The 22630-nt window shown below is 45.9% G+C and carries 22 protein-coding genes and 2 pseudogenes; 14 read left to right on the top strand and 10 right to left on the bottom strand.

The genetic code is table 11. The features are described 5' to 3' along the window. Positions 1 to 7: 7 nt before the first annotated feature. The gene (locus AC4BAP_RS06485; protein ID WP_490581808.1) at positions 8 to 436 is read right to left on the bottom strand and encodes a hypothetical protein; all 429 of its coding nucleotides are present in this window, start codon (positions 434 to 436) and stop codon (positions 8 to 10) included. Between the two features lie 501 nt (positions 437 to 937). Here AC4BAP_RS06485 and AC4BAP_RS06480 point away from each other — a divergent pair. After that, the gene (locus tag AC4BAP_RS06480; RefSeq protein ID WP_490581807.1) at positions 938 to 1219 is read left to right on the top strand and encodes a hypothetical protein; all 282 of its coding nucleotides are present in this window, start codon (positions 938 to 940) and stop codon (positions 1217 to 1219) included. Positions 1220 to 1386: 167 nt separating this feature from the next. Continuing rightward, on the top strand, positions 1387 to 1785 hold the full coding sequence (locus AC4BAP_RS06475) for a hypothetical protein (RefSeq protein ID WP_490581806.1): 399 nt from the start codon (positions 1387 to 1389) through the stop codon (positions 1783 to 1785). Positions 1786 to 2013: 228 nt separating this feature from the next. Here the strand turns inward: AC4BAP_RS06475 and AC4BAP_RS06470 are convergent. Beyond that, positions 2014 to 2831: pseudogene (locus AC4BAP_RS06470) on the bottom strand (IS982 family transposase). Between the two features lie 512 nt (positions 2832 to 3343). Between AC4BAP_RS06470 and AC4BAP_RS06465 the strand changes: the two are divergent. After that, entirely contained in the window at positions 3344 to 4681 is a 1338-nt protein-coding gene (locus AC4BAP_RS06465; protein ID WP_490581805.1) for an IS1182 family transposase, read from the top strand. Beyond that, positions 4605 to 4835, top strand: coding sequence for a transposase (locus AC4BAP_RS06460; protein WP_490581804.1), 231 nt, complete (start codon positions 4605 to 4607; stop codon positions 4833 to 4835). Before AC4BAP_RS06465 ends, AC4BAP_RS06460 begins: the two co-directional genes overlap by 77 nt. A gap of 463 nt (positions 4836 to 5298) precedes the next feature. On the opposite strand, the gene AC4BAP_RS06455 is transcribed toward AC4BAP_RS06460, so the two are convergent. After that, complete coding sequence (locus AC4BAP_RS06455) at positions 5299 to 5565, bottom strand: TFIIB-type zinc ribbon-containing protein (RefSeq protein ID WP_219877652.1); 267 nt, start codon at positions 5563 to 5565, stop codon at positions 5299 to 5301. A gap of 238 nt (positions 5566 to 5803) precedes the next feature. Here AC4BAP_RS06455 and AC4BAP_RS06450 point away from each other — a divergent pair, with 238 nt between their 5' ends. Beyond that, the gene (locus AC4BAP_RS06450) at positions 5804 to 6094 is read left to right on the top strand and encodes a hypothetical protein (RefSeq protein ID WP_490581803.1); all 291 of its coding nucleotides are present in this window, start codon (positions 5804 to 5806) and stop codon (positions 6092 to 6094) included. 297 nt (positions 6095 to 6391) lie between these two features. Here AC4BAP_RS06450 and AC4BAP_RS06445 read toward each other — a convergent pair whose 3' ends face one another. Beyond that, the gene (locus AC4BAP_RS06445; protein WP_490581802.1) at positions 6392 to 7351 is read right to left on the bottom strand and encodes a bestrophin family protein; all 960 of its coding nucleotides are present in this window, start codon (positions 7349 to 7351) and stop codon (positions 6392 to 6394) included. Positions 7352 to 7628: 277 nt separating this feature from the next. Between AC4BAP_RS06445 and AC4BAP_RS06440 the strand changes: the two genes are divergently transcribed. Continuing rightward, positions 7629 to 7991: a hypothetical protein gene (locus tag AC4BAP_RS06440; protein WP_490581801.1), complete on the top strand. Its 363-nt coding sequence runs from the start codon at positions 7629 to 7631 to the stop codon at positions 7989 to 7991. 42 nt (positions 7992 to 8033) lie between these two features. Further along, positions 8034 to 8294, top strand: a complete 261-nt coding sequence (locus AC4BAP_RS06435; protein ID WP_490581800.1) for a hypothetical protein — start codon at positions 8034 to 8036, stop codon at positions 8292 to 8294. Positions 8295 to 8689: 395 nt separating this feature from the next. Here the strand turns inward: AC4BAP_RS06435 and nhaA are convergent, their stop codons facing one another. Further along, positions 8690 to 9994, bottom strand: a complete 1305-nt coding sequence (nhaA, locus tag AC4BAP_RS06430) for a Na+/H+ antiporter NhaA (RefSeq protein ID WP_490581799.1) — start codon at positions 9992 to 9994, stop codon at positions 8690 to 8692. A 326-nt stretch (positions 9995 to 10320) separates the two neighbouring features. Further along, positions 10321 to 10553 (bottom strand): annotated as a pseudogene (locus AC4BAP_RS06425) (integrase core domain-containing protein); the annotation flags it as partial. 434 nt (positions 10554 to 10987) lie between these two features. Here AC4BAP_RS06425 and AC4BAP_RS06420 point away from each other — a divergent pair. Next, positions 10988 to 11188 (top strand): hypothetical protein, encoded by a 201-nt coding sequence (locus tag AC4BAP_RS06420; protein ID WP_490581798.1) that lies wholly within the window; start codon positions 10988 to 10990, stop codon positions 11186 to 11188. 303 nt (positions 11189 to 11491) lie between these two features. Here AC4BAP_RS06420 and AC4BAP_RS06415 read toward each other — a convergent pair whose 3' ends face one another. Together AC4BAP_RS06415 and AC4BAP_RS06410 are read right to left on the bottom strand one after the other, a co-directional pair. Next, on the bottom strand, positions 11492 to 11851 hold the full coding sequence (locus AC4BAP_RS06415) for a hypothetical protein (protein ID WP_490581797.1): 360 nt from the start codon (positions 11849 to 11851) through the stop codon (positions 11492 to 11494). A 2-nt stretch (positions 11852 to 11853) separates the two neighbouring features. Then, complete coding sequence (locus tag AC4BAP_RS06410) at positions 11854 to 12285, bottom strand: hypothetical protein (protein ID WP_490581796.1); 432 nt, start codon at positions 12283 to 12285, stop codon at positions 11854 to 11856. Positions 12286 to 12944: 659 nt separating this feature from the next. Between AC4BAP_RS06410 and AC4BAP_RS06405 the strand changes: the two genes are divergently transcribed. Next, positions 12945 to 13316, top strand: a complete 372-nt coding sequence (locus AC4BAP_RS06405; RefSeq protein WP_490581795.1) for a hypothetical protein — start codon at positions 12945 to 12947, stop codon at positions 13314 to 13316. A 554-nt stretch (positions 13317 to 13870) separates the two neighbouring features. Here the strand turns inward: AC4BAP_RS06405 and AC4BAP_RS06400 are convergent. Together AC4BAP_RS06400 and AC4BAP_RS06395 are read right to left on the bottom strand one after the other, a co-directional pair. Beyond that, a complete protein-coding gene (locus AC4BAP_RS06400; RefSeq protein WP_490581794.1) occupies positions 13871 to 14182 on the bottom strand; it encodes a putative quinol monooxygenase in 312 nt (103 codons plus the stop codon). 4 nt (positions 14183 to 14186) lie between these two features. After that, the gene (locus AC4BAP_RS06395; RefSeq protein WP_490581793.1) at positions 14187 to 18281 is read right to left on the bottom strand and encodes a DUF7149 domain-containing protein; all 4095 of its coding nucleotides are present in this window, start codon (positions 18279 to 18281) and stop codon (positions 14187 to 14189) included. Positions 18282 to 18545: 264 nt separating this feature from the next. On the opposite strand from AC4BAP_RS06395, the gene AC4BAP_RS06390 reads away from it, so the two are divergent. The 5 genes from AC4BAP_RS06390 to AC4BAP_RS06370 all read left to right on the top strand — a co-directional run bounded on the left by AC4BAP_RS06390 (position 18546) and on the right by AC4BAP_RS06370 (position 22593). Beyond that, on the top strand, positions 18546 to 19118 hold the full coding sequence (locus tag AC4BAP_RS06390; protein WP_490581792.1) for a fasciclin domain-containing protein: 573 nt from the start codon (positions 18546 to 18548) through the stop codon (positions 19116 to 19118). Between the two features lie 132 nt (positions 19119 to 19250). Further along, entirely contained in the window at positions 19251 to 20399 is a 1149-nt protein-coding gene (locus AC4BAP_RS06385; protein WP_490581791.1) for a CHRD domain-containing protein, read from the top strand. A gap of 302 nt (positions 20400 to 20701) precedes the next feature. Beyond that, entirely contained in the window at positions 20702 to 21109 is a 408-nt protein-coding gene (locus AC4BAP_RS06380) for a hypothetical protein (RefSeq protein ID WP_490581790.1), read from the top strand. Between the two features lie 34 nt (positions 21110 to 21143). Then, the gene (locus AC4BAP_RS06375) at positions 21144 to 21692 is read left to right on the top strand and encodes a YceI family protein (protein ID WP_490581789.1); all 549 of its coding nucleotides are present in this window, start codon (positions 21144 to 21146) and stop codon (positions 21690 to 21692) included. After that, entirely contained in the window at positions 21676 to 22593 is a 918-nt protein-coding gene (locus AC4BAP_RS06370; protein ID WP_490581788.1) for a DUF5777 family beta-barrel protein, read from the top strand. Before AC4BAP_RS06375 ends, AC4BAP_RS06370 begins: the two co-directional genes overlap by 17 nt. The last annotated feature ends 37 nt before the right edge of the window (positions 22594 to 22630 follow it).

Raw genomic sequence — 22630 nt, 5'->3', positions numbered from 1 at the left:
TTAATAATTAATATAAATCATACAAAATGGGGCTGAAGCCGAATACAAGGTCCTCAATTGTTATAAGCCGAACTCCCAACACCAGCATGATGACACAACCGCTCAGGAGGACTATTCTCACCTCTGCATCCAACATCAGGCAAAGCTCTTCTTCACTGCCGTCCTCTTCAAAGAAAACAGAATAGAATCGGTGCCCTTCCTGCTGGCTGTGCAGTTGTATCGCACCACCTTGCACTACCCCACCCGACACCATTTCAATCACTGTCCCGTTGGTAAAAGTAATGTGGTAGACATCATTCAGTACCTTTCGTTTCGTTATCCGCAACAACTCCTGGTTGCGCTCAAAGACGAGTAGCTCAAGAGTGTTTGGCACCCTTCCAAGAAGCTCCGATAGGTAATTTTGATAGTCGGTACTGGTGACATTACTTTTTTTCATAATTGAAGAAGAAGGAGCGGGATGGATAAAAGAGCAGGTCGCCCTTAGAGGCTAGTGAGTTCTGGCCACCGGGCCATGGTTAAACTTTATAAAGGTAGAACATGTGCTTTGCTTGTAATAGTTTATAAATCAACAGTTTTCTTGTTCATCTCAATTAACTTCCTCTCTGCTCAACCTATCAATGTATTTTGTGCTTGAACTCTCACATAAGTCATACACTAGCTAAAACATATTCATACTTAAGTAGCTCCAGTAAAATTTACTGCTGACGCCGCTACTAAATTTGATTCGCGTTACAACTTATTCCTGTAATTAAGCATAACAAATTTAAAAATCGCAGCACGAGATATTAGAATGGAATAACCGAGACTTAATTTTGATAATTTTAATATTAAACTGAATTAAAAGAACTTATAGTTTAACGCACATGTCCTATAAGTACAGGTTGTAAACCACTGCTAATGAATAGTATCGAGGGCTTGGGACTAAAAGAGAAAAGACATGGAAGCAGCAGTATACAATAGCCTGAACCTAAGACTAGAAAAGAGAGAAGCATTGGCCTTCTACCACCAGCTCAGATCTTACATCCGGGTAAAGGACACGAAGAGTTTCAGTTCTCTTATGGAGTTGAATTCCAGCATGCTGAAAGATGAGGCACTCATGGTATCAGTCATCGACATCATGAAAGACAAGCACCCTACTGCCTTCTCACAGTTTATACATACTCTCGAACAGGAAGCTTCTCTGGCAATGCTGGCTGGTTATGCACGGTTACAGTCTTAAATTCGAATCTTTCTTTTTGTAAGTTCATACTATCATACTTTATTGCTCTTGCCGCTAGTTACTGCATCCAAAGCCCGAGACCTTTGACAATATTTATGCATAAAATAGCATATAATTTATTCGTTATCAGTCATTTAAACTTAAAACACAACCTTTTGCGTATACCTATGCAGGACAATAGAATATACCTTTTCCTACAAAATATGATTTACAAAAACCTTATTATTACCTTGTTTACCGGACTCCTTTTGTTAACGGTTACACGTTCGTTCGCGCAGAACACACCAACAAAATCAGAGACACAGGAGCTAGCAAAAGAAAAAGCGATAGCTGATGAAAATCGCCTAAACAACGCTGAAGCCCTTAGAAAATCCACAAAGGCACAAGCGAAAATTACAGAAAGTAGAGCAAAAGAAGCTAAACGAATAGACAAAGAAGCTGCAGATGCGGCTAAACAGGCAAAACGGGCTGCAAAGATGGAAGCCAAAGCCCAACGTAATCGCGCCGATGCGGACAGACAGGCGAAGAAAGCTGCCAAGGCAACTAAAAAATCTAACAAAAATTAGTTTGTACTTTATAGAAAATAAATATCCAGATGGCACAACATTTTATGCCCAAAAGCGCTATCCCAAAGCTTAACAGTGAGGCGTTATGTCAAATGGAATTCTTGTTGTACTGATTCGGCTAATCTACTGTGAAAGGACCAAGTGTACTATGAGCGGGAACTAATACAAAGTGAAGATGATGCTAAATAAAGCTAAGCTACATTTCTTATATATAACCCAAGTTGCGATTTATATGCACTTGTCAATAGTGTAAGCGAAAAGGAAGAGGACAATTTTAAGTAGGAATCCCTCTGGGGTAACTACATGTATGGCTTTAGGAAAAGTAGCCTCTACGCCGCTAAAGCAGGCCTCTATCCTCTTTCTCATGGTTCTTTTTATAAAGGCCATGGCCGGGTTGTCGGGGCGCTTGCTGTTGCATTTGCGCTCGCAGAGCAGGCTGACCTGCTCGCATTCCTAGTAGAGTGATTCCAGTTCGTAGTTGGTGTAGGCGCTGTCTGCGTAGAGTTGGCTGCCCTCGGGCAGGTCCACGTTCATAGCCTCGAAGGCCTTGGCGTCATGTACGCTGCCAGCTACGATAAAGTATTGAACCGGAAGGCCATCTGCGGTGGTGATGACCTCCACCTTGAAGCCATAAAAGTACTCCTTCTTGTATGCATTGTAACCTCTGTAGGCCTGGCCCTCAAGCAGCCTGCAGCGGTTGATGCGCACGTTGCGGCAGACAGCCACGAGAAAGCTGTCGATGACGTACTCACAGGAGCAGTTGAGTTCCTTGAGACTCTGGCCCAAGGCTACAAACAAGGAGGTGAGCACCCCGCTCAAGCGGTGGATCATACGGTTGAAATTGCTATTGTGCGGCATTAGACAGTGGTGGTGTGCCTGCATGTAGCTGCAAGCCGTGGACAGGTTTCCGCCAAAGTAGCGGGCTGCCACAAGAGCGTTGTGAGTACCTCGGCGTCAGAGAGCTTGCGTTTGGCCGCCGCTTTTTTACCAGCCACTTGCAGGTAGTCGTCTACAAAACAGTAAATTGCAATTGTGAAGTCATTCATGGGGCGTAAGAGAAAAAGTGTGGTTACTTTTTCCCTAACAAATCGGGATGGCTTCATCGTTTATAAATCGCAACTTGAGTTATATAGCTAACTAAAGTCGCCAAATCCCTGTAGAAAAGGTTTGATAATTCCAACCTACGGGCTACATAGTAAAGCTTAAAAACCCGCTTATTTCATCATATAAGCGGGTTTTTTGTTTCCAGAGTAACAGAAAAGTAACAAAAAAGGTTTTTAAAGCTGTTACTCCATCCTCCCCATAATTTTTCCAGCTTCCCTATTTTTCATCATGACAGAATAGGTAAAAATCTTCATCACTCCTCTTACAATTAGTATAAGGCTGATTTTGGTTCTAATTACTAAAGCTGATTACTCCACTTATGTAAGTTGAAGCTTCATTGCGCGGATATACTAAGTTTATTTTTAACTGCGGCATGTGTCTCAAATAACGGCCGTGGCTGTTGCACAACAAGCTGAAGATAGCCGTAAAAGGAAGTGGGCTAAATGATGGAGCTATGCAGGGCAGGAAGACTTTTGAGGATGAGAAGGAGCTGCTCTTCTCACTTTCGGCACACGTACCGGAGCACAATTTTTACCGAAGGCTCAAAGAGAAGCTAGACCTTTCCTTTCTTTACGAGTTAACCAGTAAGTACTATGGCACGTGCGGCCAGCAATCCATCGACCCGGTGGTGTTCTTCAAGCTATGCCTGGTGGGTTACCTGGAGAACATCACTTCCGACCTCAAGCTCATCGAGCACTGCAGCCTCCGGCTGGACATTCTCTATTTCCTGGGCTACCAGCTTGATGAGCCGCTGCCCTGGCATTCCACCGTTTCCCGCACCCGCCAACTCTACCCCGAGGCTTTGTTCGAATCGTTATTTGATATGGTCTTCAGCCTGTGCGTGGAGAAGGAAATGGTATCGGGGAGTGTGCAGGCAGTCGATTCAGCCCCAGTAAAAGCCAACGCCTCCATGGAAAGCCTGGTTTTAAAGAAGCTCGTCGCATCTACAGAAGGCTGTTTGCAGAAGATGGCGGATGCAAGCCCGGAAAAGAAGAAAGACGATCCGTCTCCCCGGCAATTCATCACGGCCCCGGATCACCAGCTAAAGCGGCTGGAAAGGCGTCAGCAGAAATTCAGCGAGCGGCCCACAGGGGCCATCGGATCATCAAACGATAAGGCACAGTTGGTTAGCAACAAGACGCATTACTCCCCACATGACCCGGATGCCCGCATCTCCGTCAAGCCCGGTAAGGCCAGGAAGCTTAACTACCATTGCAGTATGGCCGTGGATACGGCCAAAGGCGTGATAAGCCATGTGCAGGCGGACTTCGCTGACGGCCGGGACAGCCAGCACTTGCCTTCTCTGGTGAGTCGGGTGCAAAGCAGGATGAAAGCCAACGGCCTGCTGATGCTGGAACTGCTGGCCGATGCCGGCTACTCCAACGGCTCCAATTACCACATGCTCGAGCAGCAAGGAATCACAGGGTGGATACCTGTGTTCGGGATGTACAAGCCGGAAATAGACGGTTTTCCCTATGACAAAGAAGCTGACAGGTACACCTGCCCGATGGGCAAGCCGCTTCCGTTTAAGGGCTTTGACCGCACACCCGACGGCAGGCTGTTGAAGCATTACTGGGCGGCACCCGGTGATTGTAGGCAGTGTCCATCCAAATCTACTTGCGCTCCCAAGACCAGGTGCCGGAAAATTACCCGAACCGCTTATGACCAGCAATACAAGCGGGCCTACGCTCGGCAGCACAGCAGGCAGGGCAGGCATGAAAAAGCTCCGGCAGAGCACCGTGGAGCCGGTTTTCGGAAGCCTGGTGCAGCATTATGGCCTGCGCAGAATTAATGTGCTGGGCAAATCTGGGGCACACAAAGTAATGCTGTTAGCTGCGGTTGCCTTCAACCTCAAAAAGTACATGAAGTTTAAGCCTAGAAAGGCTGCAAGTGTGGCCATGGCGCTGGAAAAGGAGCAGCGAGTGCGTTGCAGCGCGATTATTTGACTTTACAGCGGTTTGCTAAGAATGCGTAATAAAAATATTTCGTGACTAGCTTTTGATAAGGCAGAAGTACTATGATAGTTGGAGTTGTGCAACAGCCACGGACGTTTTATGGGACGGCGCCTGTCAACCTATAGCAGGACAAGACCATGCCCTATATAATGATTTCGCTCAAACACAGCGCTTGTAACTCCAGTTTTCAAGCTGTTGCTCTATCTGTTGCTCCTGTCTCCATGATCTCCGGAATAATGAGATTAGTAAAATATTGCGTTCAGACCGGCTTCGGCCACTGTGTGGTCATTTTCGGCAGTGCTGCCCGACGCGCCAACAGCAACGGTAACTTCTCTATTGGAATCTTTGATCGGGTTAGGTCCCTGATTGTCTGCTTAAAAAACATCTTCTCAGCAAAAGGAAAGTGCCTGTGCAATTACTTGCACAGGCACTTTCCTTTTGCCTTCTTTGGGAATTAAAAATCAAAGAAATCACTCAGAAAAGATTCCTTTTTCTTGTGTGGATGCTTTTTGTGAGAGCTGTGGCCATGATCGCCATAGCCGTAGCGTTTAGAGTCGGCCTCGTAGTTTTCTTTTTTGGAGTAATGGTCGGCGGATCGCTCCATAATCTTTTCGAGCTCGCCACGGTCCAGCCAGATGCCACGGCAATTAGGGCAGTAATCAATCTCAACTCCGTTTTTATCGCTCATCAAAAGCGTTTCGCTGCAGTTAGGACATTTCATAATAGTAATTGCTTTGGTATATTCTTCAATATAGGCAAAAGGTCGCAAAGCACCGAATCGTGGCAAGCCATTGAACATGCAGGTTCCCGCTCGACACGGCCTGGCATATTGGTTATAAATAAAGGAAGGCTCCCCGTAATTAAGGAGCCTTCCCTGTTCTACAATGCCTGTTATGATCAGCAGCAGAGCACTATCAATAAAGAACAAGACTGATTGCTTTATGTTGCCCCTTTGTTGCTTGTGTCCCAGAAATAGGGCCTATGCCGAAAAACATGCGAAAGCGCAGCGGATCCGTGCACAGGCTGACAAACAGGTCAAGAAAGTAGCTAAGGCAACAACCACTAATCTATACTTTCACCTTCCTTCACCATGGAAAATAAATTTCCCGAAGGGGACCATCGTGCACGCTAAAGTCAACCCTGGCTGGCGACGAGGCGATACGTGGCACGCATTTGGAGCATCCCCTGGAAAAGATCTCATTTACTACGAGCGTGAGTTAGCGATAAGTGAGGAGGCGCAGCATGAGTAAGAGTATGAGGGGCAGAAGTCTTCAACCATTTTAAATATGGGTAGGGGCTACATGCCGTCAATGTGCAAAATCCATCCATCGGCAGGATATACAGTGAAGAAAACGTGATGTCAGTAAAAAGCGGTCTGGCCGAAAGCATATAAAATAAGTCCGATAACGCTGCTGAGCTGTCAGCAGCGTTATCGGACTGTCAGCAACGGTACCTTTTTCCTTCCCGGAGGGCACACTTCCTAACTCTCCCAGGCTAAGCTCCGGCACGCTGCATTCCAGCCCGACGATGCGGCTTGAAAATGGGTGTTATAAAACAATGCCCTCCTGCGTCGTCTGCTTAACAGGAAAGTCTTGGTCGCCCCACTGCTCCTTGACGTTGGTTTCTATGGTGAGGCTGAGGGCGGTGAGTGGTACATCCTCTAGCTTGTTCTCGAATGGGTCCTCAATACGCTCACCCACCAAATCCAGCGCTAAAAACACGAAAGAAATCATAACGGAGACAGGAATAGTGGCCAGGCCCATCTCACTCACGAAAGCGAAGGGCAACAACGAGGCATGTATGAACACAAAAACCCGGGAGAAGAAACTGTACTGGCGCGGGAAGGGGGTATTCTTGATTCGCTCGCTCATGCCCTGGATGTTGTTGAACTCCACCAGCGTGTCCTCCAGCTTTACAAACCGGTAATCCGAGACCCAACCTCTCTTGAAGGCCTGCCGCAAGTCCTCGCCCTGCAGCTCAAGCAGGAAGTTGGGAGGGTTGTTCTTGTGGTAGAAGGCCTCAAACTCATCTTTATGTAGGAAAGCCTGTATATCGGTGTATATGTTGGTCTCCTCGTATATTTCTTCCTGGGCCGTTATGTTATAAGCATGCTTTAAACGCAGGAACACGCGCAGCGCATGCACAAAGGCAATGTGCCTATAGACCATACGGCGTTGCAGTTCTTTTACCGCTGCGGCCTCCGCCTCTACACTTGGAATAACCATCGTAATCACCTGGCGGGTCCAGGCGCGGCTGTAGTTAACCAGCAGGCCCCATATCTTGCGGCCTTCCCACCACCGCTCATAGGCACTATTGCTCTTGAAGCCAAGAAAGATAGCCAGTGCCGTGCTCAGGGCGGTAACGGTGTTGAAAGGAATGCTCAGGTAGGCCACCTCAAAATGGTCATGGACAAGGTAAACAATAACTGCCAGCAACAGGTAATAAAGCAGGCTTTTCCATGCATAATGGAGGATTCCCCTCCAGCTCAAATTTCTCCGGACTATCATTTAACAGTATAAAGTATGAAGCTTTTACTTCAGGCGAGGGGAAAAGTTTTGAGATTTGACCTATTAGCCTGACCTAGCTTAGCGACTGGCACCCGCTGTATCATACCGGCATTAGCACTTCGTCAGCCGGTACATTGGCAAGCGTCTGTTAGCGGCAGATCACTACCAATGGCATATTATGCGGTTTTATGTTCCAATGGGAAGCTAGGTCTCTCAAATTTTTTCCCCGTTAAGTTTAATTCCGAGTTTTGGCGTGTGTTTTAACTATGGCAAGCTCATGAGCGAAAACAGAAAACAAGACAGCATTCCGCTACACCACCTCACAAGTTCCCCCTTTCTTGCATTTACCACAAAAAGTACGGATGACGAAACATTTGATGGACTTCACCGCCATGACTTTTATGAGATTATTTGGTTTGCCAAAACTGTCCCCAATGAGTCCGTTGAAATTGACTTTGTACCCTACCAGCTGAAAGAAAACGAAGTTTATCTTTCAAGCCCAGGACAGGTCTTTCAAGTGAGAAAGACAACGCAGAAGGGCTATGTAATGGCCTTTGCAAAAGAGTTGTTTTATCAGTTGGTGGATAGACATTCCTTTGCCAGTAGGAGTGCCCAGTTAGGGTGGATTGGAAGCCATTAAAAGCCTGTTATCACTTATCCTGAAAGAATACAACCACCAAAAATGGATGGCACTGCTAAAGCCTTATTTAGTTTAGGTGCTTTTCTGTTTCATGTTGTGGCTGCAACGAATGGTGAGGAAAAAACAGGCGATAGCAGGATTAATGAACTGTTTCAACTGATTGACCGGCACTACCTGCAACAACGTGAAGCAACATTCTATGCAGACCAGCTAAACAATAGTGTAAAACATCTGAACGCTCTTGTCAAAAGGAAAAGGGGCGCTAGGGTGAAAGAATGGGTTTTGCAACGGTTGATACTGTAGGCAAAACGTGAAATCCATTTTGGTAATCTGACCTCTAAAGAAATAGCTTATAGGCTGGGATTCTGTAAAGGATGTACTCAGCTAGTCAAGGGTGAAAAAGGACTACCTGCAGGGCTAGGATTGTAGGCACCTGCTGTTGATGATTAGCTCACGAGGGAACGAGGGGAGTGCGCGTAGCGCTGCAGTGTAGATCTGAAAGGAATCGTAGGAAGAAATTTTAGCTTGCCTAGAAAGGTCGTATATGTCGGGAACAGGGAGAAACCAGCAGAGGGCATAGTAGCTGAGGATAATAAGCTGCACCACGAGGACTACGGCAGAGTTTGGCAACCTGAACATGCCTCTTCTTTAATCGGCATGGAGGTCAGTCCTTCTTGGGCGAAGGTGCACAGTTTACACTATTCAGCACTTCTAAGGGTCAAAACCCCAAGCGTGCCTGAAACAACGGATGCCAAGAGTATGCCGTATTTCGCCTGTTCAATCATATGTGGGTCTTTGAACGCCAGGGCGGCAATAAAAAGGGACATGGTAAAGCCCACACCGGCTACAAAAGCAATGCCCACAATATGCCTCCACGTAACTGCCTCAGGAAGGGGTACCACCCTGAACTTTACCAGCACCCAGGTAAATAACAGGATTCCAACCAGCTTTCCTAATACCAAACCTGTAAACACCCCTACGCTGATGGGGTGTAAAAGATCGGAGAAGAAAGTTGAACCGATTGCAACACCGGCATTAGCAAGGGCAAAGAGGGGAATAACCAAAAAAGTGACCCAAGGGTGTAGGGTGATTTCTATTTTCTGTAAAGGCGTCTGAGCTTCGGCACTCTTATTTTTTACTTTCTCAATTACCTGATGTTGCTTTTGAGTCATCAGAGGGCCCTGGTTCGGGATCTCTTCATCAAATTCTGCCACCAGCACTTCCAGACTAGCGGAATAAGCCGACTCATCTATCTTCGTACGTGCCGGAATAGCGAACGCTACCAACACCCCTGCGATAGTGGCGTGCACACCGGAAAGCAAAAAGGCAAGCCACACTCCTCCAATGCCGATCAGAGCATAAAACAGCGTATTGCGAACTCCTGCACGGTTCGCTACCCAGAGAATGCTTAACAAAGCAAACCCGTAAGCAAGACTTTCGAAAGATAAATTTGAGCTATAAAAAAAGGCTATAACCAGTACAGCCCCCAAATCATCTATAGTGGCCAGAGCAACCAGGAAAACCTTTGCGGAAACAGGTACTTTTTTGCCTGCAAGGGACATGAGTGCCAACGCAAAGACAATATCAGTTGCCATGGGAATGCCCCACCCATTTAAGGAAGTTTTGCCTATATTGATGATAAAGTAGGTTAAGGCTGGAAAGATCATGCCTCCCAGGGCGGCAGCCATCGGCAACAGCGCTTTGTTGAAAGATGACAACTCGCCAGCAATAATTTCACGCTTGAGTTCCAGCCCCACCACAAAGAAGAACATGGCCATAAGCCCGTCATTTACCCAATGGTGAAGCGAATAGGTTAAAAGGTAACCTGTTAAACCTATGGTAAACTCTGTTTCCCATAGGTGATGGTAAGCCTCACTCCAAGGCGAATTCGCCCATAGAATAGCAACAAGTACTGCTAACATCAAAACCGCACCTCCAGAGTTTTCATAGTGCAGAAACTTATTAATAGGCTCTATGGAGCGGTCAAGTATTGTTTTCTTCATAGTATGGATCTTTCTCCTTCGCCGTGTCTGCAACTAGAAGCAAAGCGCTCGTATAGTAAATTTGGATTCTACTAGTAGCGTTATTAACGCCAAAGCAGGCTGCCTTCTGCTTTTACGTGATAATACCATGAGCCCGTAAAAGGAAGGTAAGAACAAGCGTCAACTCCTAGACTGGGTCCACCTTATTCGCCCCAGATAAGCAAGAAGCTGCACATTGCCGCATAGCAGACATCAAGTCAATATTAGGGTTCATGTATTTTATCAGTTCCACCAGTATTATGCTTACGCATATTCTGGAATTGCAACGGTTTACTTTAGGGTTTTTCTCAGGGAGCCATTCTTTGTTTGTATAGTCTTTCCTCATACTGATAGGGTGTGAGGTAGCCCAGCGCTGAGTGTCTCCTTTCCCGGTTGTAGGAGCCTATGATATATTCAAACACAGCCAGCCAGGCTTCTTGTGTTGTGGTGAACTTGCGGTGGTAGGCCAGCTCTGTTTTCAATGTCTTGAGAAGCTCTCGGCCAAGTCATTGTCCCAGCAGTTACCCTTGCGACTCATGCTGGCTTGCCCGTTCTCCTTTTGCTGCCTGTTTACGGCTGTATCTGGGTAGAAGTGTAGCTCTTGTAACGTGACACTGCTAGTGCGTAGGTGAAGCTGAAGGTCACTAAACTGGATTTGATACAACCCATTCGTCTGCTGGTTAACCTGCTTTTTGATATAACGCGCTACAAGTGGTTCTGCCAGGAAGTAAAGTGCTACCAACACAACAAGTAAAAAACCCATCAGGCTTGCAAGTACTATACCGGCAATTTTGATGGCTTTTTGGCTTCTGCTGGTTGTAGCTGGCTTTGCCATTATAAGTGTGCTTTTAAAGGAAAAATATAATACATGGCATAACACCAGTTATCAATTTTACGAATTGTAGAAACTTGGGATAGTATTACATTCTTAACTGGGATTCAGGCGTATAAGCTACAAGGATTAATTGAATCACCATGGAAGAGAACAAACTGGAGAAACTAGAACGTAAGTTAAATTTAGCTGCACAAGCATACTGGCAGGAATATTTTTCCCAGAATGGAGAGCAGGACAATGCTATTATCTGGCTACGAAACGACTCTACCGGGGAGATGTTGTGCCTTACCAAAGGGAACTATACACACCAGCTTTCTAACTTTATTAACGGGATCAGTTAAATGTTGCCGTTGACAATTATTAGTAAAGAAGCTGTTTAGGGTTTTGGCTAAAAGAAATCGAATCCGCCATTGTTGGTGTTTTTCACCAACAATTTAAGTCACTGGCTATTATACTTGCTGGTGAGAACACGCAGCAAGGGCAGGCACTATGGATTTTAATAAACTCTAAAAGGTTCATAATAGAATCAAGCTCAACCTTAAGCTTAGGCACCAACTATTTGCATTTACGCTTGTAACTGCAAGGCTAAAATCTTAGAAAACGTAATTCTAACTTCTTGTTCAAACTCTCCTAAAAGGTAATGTTTATGATGTTGTAGCTTTCTCTATTTCAATGTTATTCGGATAAACCACAACATATATGGCAGGCTGCTCAAGATGGGTTGCCTGAATTCTGGTGCCGTAAGCTGACACTGGAACAAAGGCTCTGATTTTCGCTTCCTGTGCTGCCAACTCCTTGAGCAGGGCCTGAGCCTCTGCTGTATTTCTCTCAGCATTTTCTTTATTCTCTGCAAACTGCCTCAATGCATTGAAATCTAACTGCGTTTCATCAGCTTGTGCCGATTCCAAGGCCCGCGCTTTTTTGCGGATAATGGTGGTTTCCTGAATCTTTTCCCTGAGTTCCAATATACGGTTAAGGCAATTGTAAAATTGATCTTGTTTCATAGTTAATCTAAGTTGTATAGAATTGGTTTATAATTTGTTAAAACGTTTTCTATAGTTATAAGCTGAACCCCTTTTATTAATGTAATTGCAGAACCTTTCTGGCCAATAGTTTTCACTTCAACATCTAGCATAAGATATTGCTCTTCTTCAGTGCCATATTCTTCTACAAATACTGTATAAAACCGATGTTCCTTGTGATGGCTATGCAGCTGTATATCTCCTCCCTGAATTATTCCATCTGACACTAGTTTAGTTTCTGTTCCGTTTCTAAAACTTATGTGGTAACGATCGTTCGCCTTCTGACGCTTCCTTATATGCAGTAAGTACTGGTTGCGTTCAAAAGCATAGAGCTCTGATGATGTTGGCTCTCTCCCTAGAAATTTTGAAAGGTAATTCCAATACTCACTACTAGTAACTATTTTTTTTATATTCATAATTATGACAGTAAGAACGGGATAGATTAGTTCAGCTTGCCTATCAAGACGAAAGAGACAAGGCCATCGGGCCCTGATGAATGTATAGAATCACAACATTCTATTTACACATAATAGTTTATAAGTCAACATGTTTCAATTCTATCATTTTTATTACTTTAGTATCGACCACACAGATTAGGTATCAAAAATGAAGCAAACTAAATAATAAAATCAATATAATATTACGCTTAAGACATATTAACATAGAAGCTGTTTAGGGTTTTAGTTAAGAAGTATGACCTCGCCATTATTGGTGTTTTCACCAACAATTAAAAGACGTTGGCTATTATACTTGCTAGTGAAAAACACGCAGCAAGGGCAGGCAGAGTAGATTTTAATATACTCTAAACAGGCTCTTTATTTTAAACTAAAATTATCTTACGAAGGAACACTACAAATAGACGGCTGCACCTGATTGTAACGCACTTAAGGATTGCCTTGAAAGAGAAATCAGCGTGCAGTGGCCGCAACCTGTTGCACTACTCCATATTCTTGCATAGTAGTTGGCAAGAAGACAAAACACAAACAATTAACTTATTATCAGTTATTTACATTTTATAATCAGGCTTATGCGTATACTTTAGTAGGATAATAGAATATACCTTTTCCTAACAAGTATGACTTACAAAACCATTTCGATTTCGTTGATCCTTGGATTCCTAATGTTGCTAACAACACAATCCTTTTCACAGAATGCACCTACCAAAGAAGAACAAAAACAGGCTCAGGAGACAGCTAAAGAAAAAGCAGTTGCGGACGAACTTCGATTACTAGATGCCAAAGAACTTAAGAAAAACACAAAAGCTGAAGCTAAGGTGGCAGAAGCAAATACCAAAGAAGCTAAGAGAATAGACAAAGAAGCGGCTTATGCAGCTAAGCAGGCCAAACGTGCCGCCAAAATGGAAGCCAAAGCCCAACGTGCGCGTGCTGATGCTGACACTCAGGCAAAAAAAGCAGCCAAGGCAGTTAAAAAATCTAACAGCAACTAACGTTACAATAATGGAAAACAAATATCCGGAAGGATCAACAGTCTTTGCCAAGACAGCTCCTTCTCACCCTTTAAAAGTACGGCGTTTTGTAAAACGCATCTATTACTGTACTGATCCGGCCAAGCCCTTGGCAAAGGACCAGGTTTACTATGAACGAGAATTAATACATAATGAGACTGATTAAAATTTAAATTTAAGCAGCTTCTCTTATCGATAGCCTGCTATAGCCGCCAAATCCCTATATAAATGGTTCGATAATTCAATCCGTTGGGCTACTAAAAAGCCGCTTTAGGAAACCAGAGCGGCTTTTTTCGTTCTCTGCCATCTGCTCTTCACAAGACCAGCCTTCTAAAGCACCTATTGCTGGGGAGCTGTAACCTTATGCAGGCTATGCGCTTTGCAGAAACATACCGGGTGCCCCTACCCCACTCCACACTCTACTTCATACCCATACCATACCGCCATCAGAGCAGCGACTTCTAAAATTTGGTTGGTTTAATAAAACTGCCTGCTTGGTTTCTGAAGTTTTGAGACACAGACCTTGAGTTGCTGTTTTAAGAGATGCCTGCGCCGCCCAGTATTTCGAGTTCCTGGCCTCTTTGGGGCATGCCGGCAAGTATGGGCATGGCCTGTGAAATGAGTTCGCGCACGCCGGGCACTTGCAGCGAGTTGTCGTGGTCGGTTTTGCTGTCCCATACTTCGGTTACCCACACGGTGTCGGTATCGTTGGGGGATTGGCTTACCAGGTAGAGTTGGCAGCCCTGGGCTGTGGCCACAAGTTTGGAGGCTTGCAAAAGTATGGCGGCTAGTTGTTGCCCCTGGCCGGGAGTGGCGGTTAGTTTACCGTGTAGTAAGTATGCAGACATGGTTTCAGTTGGTTAAAGTAGGTTGAAAAGCCAGGTTATTATAAGCTGCCTCGCTCAGGGCAAAACCCGGCTCCACGAGCAGCACCTCTTCGTAGGTGAGGTTGTAGAGGCGGTACACCAGCACATCTATCTCCGCCTCCAGCCCCGACGTATCGGCAGCGGCATCGGCCTTTTTTATTCGTAGTATCTGCTCTACCAGAGAGGTTATACTTGCTTTGGTTTCTTCGTCTGGTGTGGCGATGGGGAGTTGATTCAAATACTGGCGCTTCCATCTCAAAAAGCCTCCTCTTATCTCTGAACTAATATTTTCGAAAAAATATAAAATTAACTTAGAATTAAGAATGGCTAAAAGTGATACATCAGATGAACCTATCGCAAACGCAGTCATATCAAGATATGTCCCTTTTTTGTCGAACGTAAAATTATTTAAATTTGAAATTTCGGGTAGTATAATCTTGCTATGCTCGAGCTCTTCATAATAATCACAAGCTCTTAATTCCCACCAAAATTCCCCTTTGTCACTTCTAGCTTTACACTTATCTGCGTGTTGTTCTAAATGAGATGCTAAATTCGGATATGTTTGTTTTAGCCATGCCCACTTATCTTTAATATTTCCAGATTGCTCAGAAGTCCAACCTTTAGGAATTCTGATTAAATATTTTGTAGGTGCCGGGAATCCATATCTTTTTATTTCGCGACCAACTAAATAGGGTTTAATAAGTTCAGCACTCTTAGGTTCCTTGTTGATTATAAGTTCTCTTAAATTTTTGTCAATAATAAAAGCAGCGTTATAACCTGTTTTAAGACCTATGTAAATCTTTCTATCAACATATACTTGTAAATTAATTCCTGTATTTCTTAGCTTCTCAAGTAGTTGCTGCGCGGTGCTGTCGGAGAGTGTCCAGCCGGAGTCTGGCAGCAGTTCGGCTTTAACCTCATACGTATGCTGCTGCACATAGGCCTCCAAGCCTTGCTCAAACTGCAGGGTATCTATACTTGCAGCCCCAAAAGTATAACCTGCCGTTGGTTTATACTTGGCAGCCGCAAGTATAAGTGGGTAGGTAGTGGCTTCCTCAAACACAGGCAGGTCGCCGAAGTCAAGCAATTGCACCAAAGTATGGTTTTGCAGCCATTGGCGCAGCGCCTGTCCGTAGCCGGCACGCATCCACTTGTTCGGGATAATGTAACTGAACTGCCCCCCTTCGCGCAGCAACTCTATGCCGCGCTCCACAAAGTATACATACAGGTCGGCGGTTCCCGCAAAGGTGTCGAAGTTCTTTTTCAGGTATACTTTAAAATCGCCGAGTTCCTCCTGCCTTATGTACGGCGGGTTGCCTATCACCACGTCAAAACCCGTATACTTGCCTTCTTCGTCCAGCACCTCCGGGAACTCAAATCGCCACTCGAAGGCACCCTCGTATACTTTGTTCGCCTCTATGGCTTCGCGTTCTTCTTCCAGTTTCTGGAGTTGGTTTTGCTTTTGCTGCAGCTGTTTCTTATCTACTTTTTGGGCTCCGAACAGGTCAGGGTTCTGCATCACCTGAATCTGCCCGCGCAGCTCCGCCATTCTCTTCCGTAGTGGGTCGTTGTTAGCCAATGTGGTTTTAAAGCCCTGCTTTATCTCCTCCAGAAAAGCCACCAGTTGCTTTTTGGTTTCTTTGGAGTTGGTATGCTTGTACTTCAGCACGGCCTCGCGGTAAGCCTGCAAGCTGTGGCCTTTTTTGCCAAAGGCCTCGTGCAGGTCGGCGGTTAGCGGGTAGCGGCTCAGCAGCGAGTTGCCCTGCTTTATGTTGATGTCGATGTTGGGCAGCGTCTGCAGTTGGGTATACTTGCCTGAATATTCTCGAGGGCCCCTACCCCCAGGATTTTCAGGATTAATGGATGAACAGGATCCAGTACCTGAAGGATTTTTAGATTTTAAGGAATAACTCTGCGAAGAAATCCTGTCCATCTTAAAATCCTGTAAATCATGATCCAGATAATAGGCGTTTTTGAGCAGTTCTATCCAGAGGCGCAGGCGGCATATCTTCACCGAGTTTGGGTTTATGTCCACGCCAAACAGGCAGTTCTCGATTATGGTCTGCTTCTCATGGAACAGGGTTTCCTGTAGTTCCTGCGTCAGTGGGTTTATACTTCGGTGGCCGTCGGGGTGCTGCTGTACCGTGTAGCTGAACAGTTCGCCGTTGTAGTCCGTCACGATCAGTTCGTCGTTTTGTACCTCTATGCTGCCGTAATGCAGCGGCTTGCCCTGCCGGTTAAGCAGCAGGCGCAGCTCGGCCTTTATCACGATCAGCTCGTTCAGGGCGCTTACCAGGTAGTGCCCCGAGCCAACAGCCGGATCGCAGATGCGGAGGCCGTTGATGAGCTCGTTATACTCCTTCAGCTTGTCTAAAGTATAATTCTGATGGATACGGAGCTGCAGATCTTCGAAGTTAAAATCAGAATAAACATGGCCTGCTTTTCCGTTGATCCCGTTTGGATTCGAACCAAAGACCTGCCCATTTTCTACTGTGGGCCCACCTGGGCTCATACCTGGGCCCCATCCATACCTATCTGCGAAGCGCTGCACCACTGCACGGCGTATGGCCTCGCGGCTCATGTACATGGTAATAAAGCCGGGGGTATAAAAAGAGCCGTCGCGGTAGCCGTTTATCTTTTCAAAAATAAGCCCCAGCACGGAGGCAGTTATCAGCGTTTTGTTTTCTTCCTGTATCTCCTCCTTGCCCTCGGCCCCGAAATCGTAGCTGCCCAAAAAGCGCAGCAGGTACTCCAGGGTGTGCAGTTCGGGTTGGGTTTTGCTAAGGGATTTGCCCTGTGCGTTTCGCAGCACCGTTTGCGGGTACAGGGGCAGCAGGCTGCGGTCTTTCAGGTTTGAGATGCGCAGCGTGTGCTTCTCCAGCGGCGTGGTCTCAAACAGCGAGGAGTTGAGGTATGGGATGTGGCTATACTTCTGCCTTACGTTGCCAGCGCGTTTATCCGGATGCTCGGCCAGCACATCAAAGAAAAGTTCGTTCAGGTCGTCGAACTCACGCAGGTTCTGCGTGCTCATAAAAGCATACTTCTTGTCGCCGTGGTGGTAACTGATCAGTTGCGCCTCCAGCAGCTTCAGGAACAGCACGCGGTTCATCCAGGTAATGCACAGCTCCAGCGCCACGTTAAACAGCTGTTCTTCGCGGGTGTTGCCGTAGCTGTAAGGGTTATCCAGCCCACTCACGAGGTCTTCGGAGCGCAGCTTCTGGTAGGCGGCCTCCAGCAAAGAGCCGTGGTCGGGTTTGGCTTTTCTCCTGATCAGCTTACGGCCTCCCTCCTTCACCTCTTCCAACCCGATAATGTGCAGCAGTTCCTGGTAAAAGCCTTTGTCCAGGGAGTTGGCATCGTTGGCGAAAGGCTCTTTAAGCAGGTGTGCCGGCGACAGCAGCTTTTGCAGCGCCACCAGTTTCACGTCGTCTCTGGTGCTGGCGTTGCGCAGCGGTTTCTCGTAGTCTTTTAGGTTAAAGTGGGTAAAGGTGATGCTTTCGGAGAGCCCCGCAATAAACGGTGCCACGATCTCTTTGTAGAAAAAGTCGGTGCTGTTGCCGGATTTCTTTCCCTGGCTCCATTCAATAAAGTCCTTTTTGAGCTGGCTGTTGCGGTAAAAAAGGCGGTCGAACTCCAGGGCATCGAACACAAACCACTCGTACACACTCGTGATAACAAGCTGTTTGAGGTCGTTATTCTTGTGCTCTATCCGTTCGCGCAGGTAATACAGCACCAGCTCGTGCATGGCCTTGTAGTTCAGGTTTTCGGTGGTGGGCATGTCGCCTTTATTGGTGGGCCGCTTCACCTCCAGCAGCACACCCGCCGGACTTTTAGTGTCGTGCCCGGTATGGATCACCAGGTCGGTTTTGCCTTTGGTGTTTACGCCATACTTATCATAATAAGCCAGCTTCAGAAAGTCACGCAAATGGTTCTTGGCGTGTTCCTCGCTTTCGTTCAGGTTTATACTGTCGAGCAGAAAAAGAAGCGCCTTCTTAAACGCTTCCATCTCGGCACGCGAGGTTTTACTACGCAGGTATGCTTTGTTCAGCGTCTGTTTTGGTCGGAGTATGGTGTGCTGCATTGCAAGTGGTTTGTTTTCTGAAGCAATATAGAAATTTGCTATATATTTTCAGAAGAACTGGCCCGCCTACTTGGTTAATAGTTTAATGAAACGACCCTGCTCCGAGAAGGGGTTAGGGTTGGGTTGATCGCAAATGAGTTAAGTATCCACAAATGCCTTTAGAACCTACCGACCAATAACTCAGAAATTATTTCAACTTTTTTTACCTGTCCTAAATCCAATCTGAGTAGCTGTGGCGTAAGTGAGTCAAATTAACTTAGAAACATGAAAAAGACATTATTCACAATTATGCTGGTGGCAGGAGCTGCCGCATTAACACCTGCCGCAGCGCAGGCCCAGAAATCAGGTAAAGCACAGGTAACAGTAGGCGGTGAGGTGATGTACCCAACCAAAGACATCGTTGACAATGCCGTTAACTCTAAAGACCACACAACACTGGTTGCAGCAGTTAAAGCAGCTGGCCTGGTAGAGACCTTGAAAACCGCTGGTCCGTTTACCGTGTTTGCCCCTACAAACGACGCATTCGAAAACCTGCCAGCCGGAACCGTTGAAACACTACTAAAGCCTGAAAACAAGAAAACTTTGCAAACTGTGCTTACTTACCACGTGGTACCGGGCAGAATGGGATCTAAAGAACTGATGCAGGCTATTAAGGCTGGCAAAGGCACAGCAACACTTAAAACCGTTAGCGGTGGTACTTTAACAGCCATGATGAACGGTGAGCGCAACATTATACTTTCTGATGAGAAGGGCAACAAGTCAAACATCTCGGTATATGATGTGCATCAGTCTAATGGCGTGATCCATGTGCTGGACAGAGTAATGTTGCCAAGGTAACGACATGACTACTCTCAATCATCATTACAGACTCACAGATAAAGTGCTCCCTCTCATTACACTTACATTCAACAGATAGTACTTTTCAGATTACACCCACTAAGTAAAACTCAATTTTAATTTATTAGAAAAATGCAAACTAACGCTTTAACAAAAAAGCTACTGGCTTCGCTATGCCTTTTCGGATTGTTAATTACAGGCACAAGCTGCGATAAAGAAGACGGTGATACCACTCCTGCAGCAGAGATCGTTAACTTTAACAATGTGATGCTGAGCAGCCAGCAGGAAGTTCCGGAAAACACATCAAATGCTACGGGTAATTATACTTTGGTGTATGATAAAACCAGCAACAGTTTAAATTACACCATCAATTACTCGGGCACTACGCCTACTGCCATGCACTTCCATAAAGGTGATATTGGTGTAGCTGGTGGAGTTGTGGCTGAGGTACCTGGTCCTTATACTTCGGGCATGAAGGGTAAACTTATGTTAACCGAGGCCCAGGAGGCTGACCTGCTTGCAGGCAAACTTTACCTGAATGTACACAGTGCCGCCTTTGCAGCAGGCGAGCTAAGAGGCCAGGCCGTAACAGAGGACAAAGTTGTACTTAGCAACATTAAACTGTCGGGTATCCAGGAAGTGCCAAGCAACAACTCTACGGCAACAGGCACCATGAACGGCTTGTACGACAAGACAACCAAGAAACTGGATTACAGCATTGTACTTAACGGAGTGACTGCCTCAGCTATGCACTTGCACAAGGCAGCAGTTGGCGCAAACGGAGATGTGGTAATGGAGATTACTGGACTCAAAGGCACAACCGCTGCGTTTACTGCCGCACAGGAAACAGACCTTTTAGCAGGAAACCTATACTTGAACGTGCACAGTGCAGCCCAGCCAGGCGGTGAGCTAAGAGGCCAGGTGGTATCAGACCAGAAAGTGGTTTTCAGCAACAGACTATCAGGACAGAACGAGGTACCGCAGGTAAATACTTCCGCTACAGGCACTTTCTACGGTGTGTACGACAAGGCTACCAAAAAACTGACCTATAACATCGCTTATTCTGGGGTTACACCAACAGGTATGCACTTTCACAAAGCAGCTGCCGGTGCTAACGGCGATGTTGAAATAGCAGTGGCTGGACCATTCAGCTCAGGCATGACAGGCTCTGTTACCCTGACTGCAGCACAGGAAGCCGACCTACTAAAAGGCCTTTGGTACCTGAACGTACACAGTGCAGCACACGCAGGAGGCGAACTACGCGCTCAACTGGTTAAGTAATCAAACCATTGCGATTAATAATATACTCTAAAGTATAACCCACCCCACCCTTCCATTTCTGATACCCTTATCCACTGATAGGGAGCTCTAACAAAGTATAGAAATTTCTCTCTATCAGAAGGGTTGGGGTGGGTTAATCGCAACAAGAATCGAACCCGCCATTGTTGGTGTTTTTCACCAACAATTAAAAGGCACTGGCTATTATACTTGGTGGTGATAACACGCAGCAAGGGCAGACAGCAAAGTTTGTAGTACCATCAGAACAGGCTCATTTTAATGATTGTGACACTATATTAAAGGCTATGATTATAGAACCCAATTATCGGATTGCAGCTTGGTACCTGAGCCTAGTTTTACTAGTACTTACCGCTCTAGGCTGTACTTACAACGAGGCCACAGAGGTTGCACCAGTGATTAGTAATGTTAGTTACAAGCAGGATATCGTGCCCATTATGGCAAGCCATTGCTATTCGTGCCACACTGCCTCCTCCACTCACCCAGATAAAGCCGGTTATGCTTTTATCGATAACTATGAAGAACTGAAACGCTACGCCTTGAGGCCCAGCACAACTAACACTAGTCTAACAAAATTGCAGGCAAGACTCAGGTTTGTAGAGACTCCCGGGATGCCACTAAACCAGGCCCCATTGCCAGAAAGCGACATCCAAAAAATTGATGCCTGGATTAAGGCCGGTGCACCTAACAACTAAAGCAGTAGAAAACCTAAGCCATACTTACAAAACCATGAAAACACTATCCTTATACTTTCTTCTACTTCTTTGCATCGTTCAGGTGAGCCAGGCACAAAACGTGTTTCTCTCTAAAGACACAGAGATCTCTTTTCTGTCCGAGGCCCGCTTCGAAAACATCTCCGCTGTGTCTAAGAGAGGTGTATCGGCAGTGGATGTATCTAATAGAGAGATAGCATTCAAGGTTCCGATTCAGTCTTTCAAGTTCAGGAATGGCCTGATGCAGGAGCACTTTAACGAAACCTACCTCGAGAGTGACAAATACCCTTATGCCACTTTTAAAGGGGTGATAATGGAAGGCTCAGACTTATCAAAAAATGGTACATACAACGTCATCGTGACCGGGCAGTTCAACTTGCACGGTGTGGCCACAGAGCGGACCATATCAGGTGTGGTAGTAGTGCAGAACAACAAGCTAGAAATCTCTTCGGCATTTGTGGTGCCTGTACAGGACCACCACATAAAAATACCGAACGACAAGATATCCAACATCTCGCAAGACATAAAAGTGAAGGTAAAGGCCGTGTATGAACAGAAGAATTAAATACTTGCTCTTGCCGGTGCTGTTCCTGGTGTTTACCATTACAGCACATGCTCAGGATGATCTTCTGGATGCTTTGGCAGACAGTACGCTGGAACAGAACCAGCAAGTATTCGCTACTTTTAAGACAACCCGGATTGTTAATGTCCACTCCATAGAAACCGTAAAAGCACGGGGTCTGGACTTTAGGGTTACCCACCATTTCGGGGATGTGGCCGGAGATGGCGGAGGAGTGCACACGCTGTTTGGCATGGACCAGGCTGCTGATATCCGGATTGCCTTTGAGTATGGAATAAACGACAAGCTTACAGTGGGTGCAGGCAGAAGCAAGATCGGTGAAATGCTGGATGGCTATGTGAAGTACCGTTTGCTAACCCAAACCCAGGATAAGAGCATGCCTGTATCGGCAACGCTGCTTACAAGCATGGCCTACACGCCAGCAAAGGCTGCCTCCGATGAGTATGACAATGCCGCGCACCGTTTATCTTATACTTACCAGTTACTGATTGCGCACAAATTCAGTCAAAAGCTTTCGGTGCAGTTAACGCCGTCTTTGCTTCACCGCAATTACCTTTTTAACCCAGCCGATGCGCATGACCTGTTCTCGGTGGGGTTAGGCGGTAGACTGAAGCTAACTAAGCGCTTTGCCCTGCTGGCGGATTATATCTATACTTTCTCAGACTTGCGTCAGGAAAAAGGAAGTGGCTATTACGCCCCCTTAGGGTTGGGCATTGAGATTGAGACCGGAGGCCACGTGTTTCATATGTTCTTCACTAATAATGCGGGTATTATCGAAAATGCCTTTATCCCAAACACCACTTCATCATGGTTAAAGGGAGAGTTCAAATTCGGTTTTAATATATCCAGGGTGTTTATACTTGGAGGAAGAGACAGACTTGATTAATGAGAAAAGTATGATTGCTTTTGCAAAAACAAAGAGT

This window comes from Pontibacter sp. GD7, from assembly GCF_058216375.1.
The sequence above is the reverse complement of the archived record's forward strand: the minus strand, read 5'-3'. Positions and strand labels throughout refer to the sequence as shown.

Excerpts from the sequence above, each read along its gene's own strand:
- AC4BAP_RS06485 (WP_490581808.1), bottom strand. The coding sequence starts at position 436 with ATGAAAAAAAGTAATGTCACCAGTACCGACTATCAAAATTACCTATCG.
- AC4BAP_RS06480 (WP_490581807.1), top strand. The coding sequence starts at position 938 with ATGGAAGCAGCAGTATACAATAGCCTGAACCTAAGACTAGAAAAGAGA.
- AC4BAP_RS06475 (WP_490581806.1), top strand. The coding sequence starts at position 1,387 with ATGCAGGACAATAGAATATACCTTTTCCTACAAAATATGATTTACAAA.
- AC4BAP_RS06465 (WP_490581805.1), top strand. The coding sequence starts at position 3,344 with ATGCAGGGCAGGAAGACTTTTGAGGATGAGAAGGAGCTGCTCTTCTCA.
- AC4BAP_RS06460 (WP_490581804.1), top strand. The coding sequence starts at position 4,605 with ATGAAAAAGCTCCGGCAGAGCACCGTGGAGCCGGTTTTCGGAAGCCTG.
- AC4BAP_RS06455 (WP_219877652.1), bottom strand. The coding sequence starts at position 5,565 with ATGAAATGTCCTAACTGCAGCGAAACGCTTTTGATGAGCGATAAAAAC.
- AC4BAP_RS06445 (WP_490581802.1), bottom strand. The coding sequence starts at position 7,351 with ATGATAGTCCGGAGAAATTTGAGCTGGAGGGGAATCCTCCATTATGCA.
- AC4BAP_RS06440 (WP_490581801.1), top strand. The coding sequence starts at position 7,629 with ATGAGCGAAAACAGAAAACAAGACAGCATTCCGCTACACCACCTCACA.
- AC4BAP_RS06435 (WP_490581800.1), top strand. The coding sequence starts at position 8,034 with ATGGATGGCACTGCTAAAGCCTTATTTAGTTTAGGTGCTTTTCTGTTT.
- nhaA (WP_490581799.1), bottom strand. The coding sequence starts at position 9,994 with ATGAAGAAAACAATACTTGACCGCTCCATAGAGCCTATTAATAAGTTT.
- AC4BAP_RS06420 (WP_490581798.1), top strand. The coding sequence starts at position 10,988 with ATGGAAGAGAACAAACTGGAGAAACTAGAACGTAAGTTAAATTTAGCT.
- AC4BAP_RS06415 (WP_490581797.1), bottom strand. The coding sequence starts at position 11,851 with ATGAAACAAGATCAATTTTACAATTGCCTTAACCGTATATTGGAACTC.
- AC4BAP_RS06410 (WP_490581796.1), bottom strand. The coding sequence starts at position 12,285 with ATGAATATAAAAAAAATAGTTACTAGTAGTGAGTATTGGAATTACCTT.
- AC4BAP_RS06405 (WP_490581795.1), top strand. The coding sequence starts at position 12,945 with ATGACTTACAAAACCATTTCGATTTCGTTGATCCTTGGATTCCTAATG.
- AC4BAP_RS06400 (WP_490581794.1), bottom strand. The coding sequence starts at position 14,182 with ATGTCTGCATACTTACTACACGGTAAACTAACCGCCACTCCCGGCCAG.
- AC4BAP_RS06395 (WP_490581793.1), bottom strand. The coding sequence starts at position 18,281 with ATGCAGCACACCATACTCCGACCAAAACAGACGCTGAACAAAGCATAC.
- AC4BAP_RS06390 (WP_490581792.1), top strand. The coding sequence starts at position 18,546 with ATGAAAAAGACATTATTCACAATTATGCTGGTGGCAGGAGCTGCCGCA.
- AC4BAP_RS06385 (WP_490581791.1), top strand. The coding sequence starts at position 19,251 with ATGCAAACTAACGCTTTAACAAAAAAGCTACTGGCTTCGCTATGCCTT.
- AC4BAP_RS06380 (WP_490581790.1), top strand. The coding sequence starts at position 20,702 with ATGATTATAGAACCCAATTATCGGATTGCAGCTTGGTACCTGAGCCTA.
- AC4BAP_RS06375 (WP_490581789.1), top strand. The coding sequence starts at position 21,144 with ATGAAAACACTATCCTTATACTTTCTTCTACTTCTTTGCATCGTTCAG.
- AC4BAP_RS06370 (WP_490581788.1), top strand. The coding sequence starts at position 21,676 with ATGAACAGAAGAATTAAATACTTGCTCTTGCCGGTGCTGTTCCTGGTG.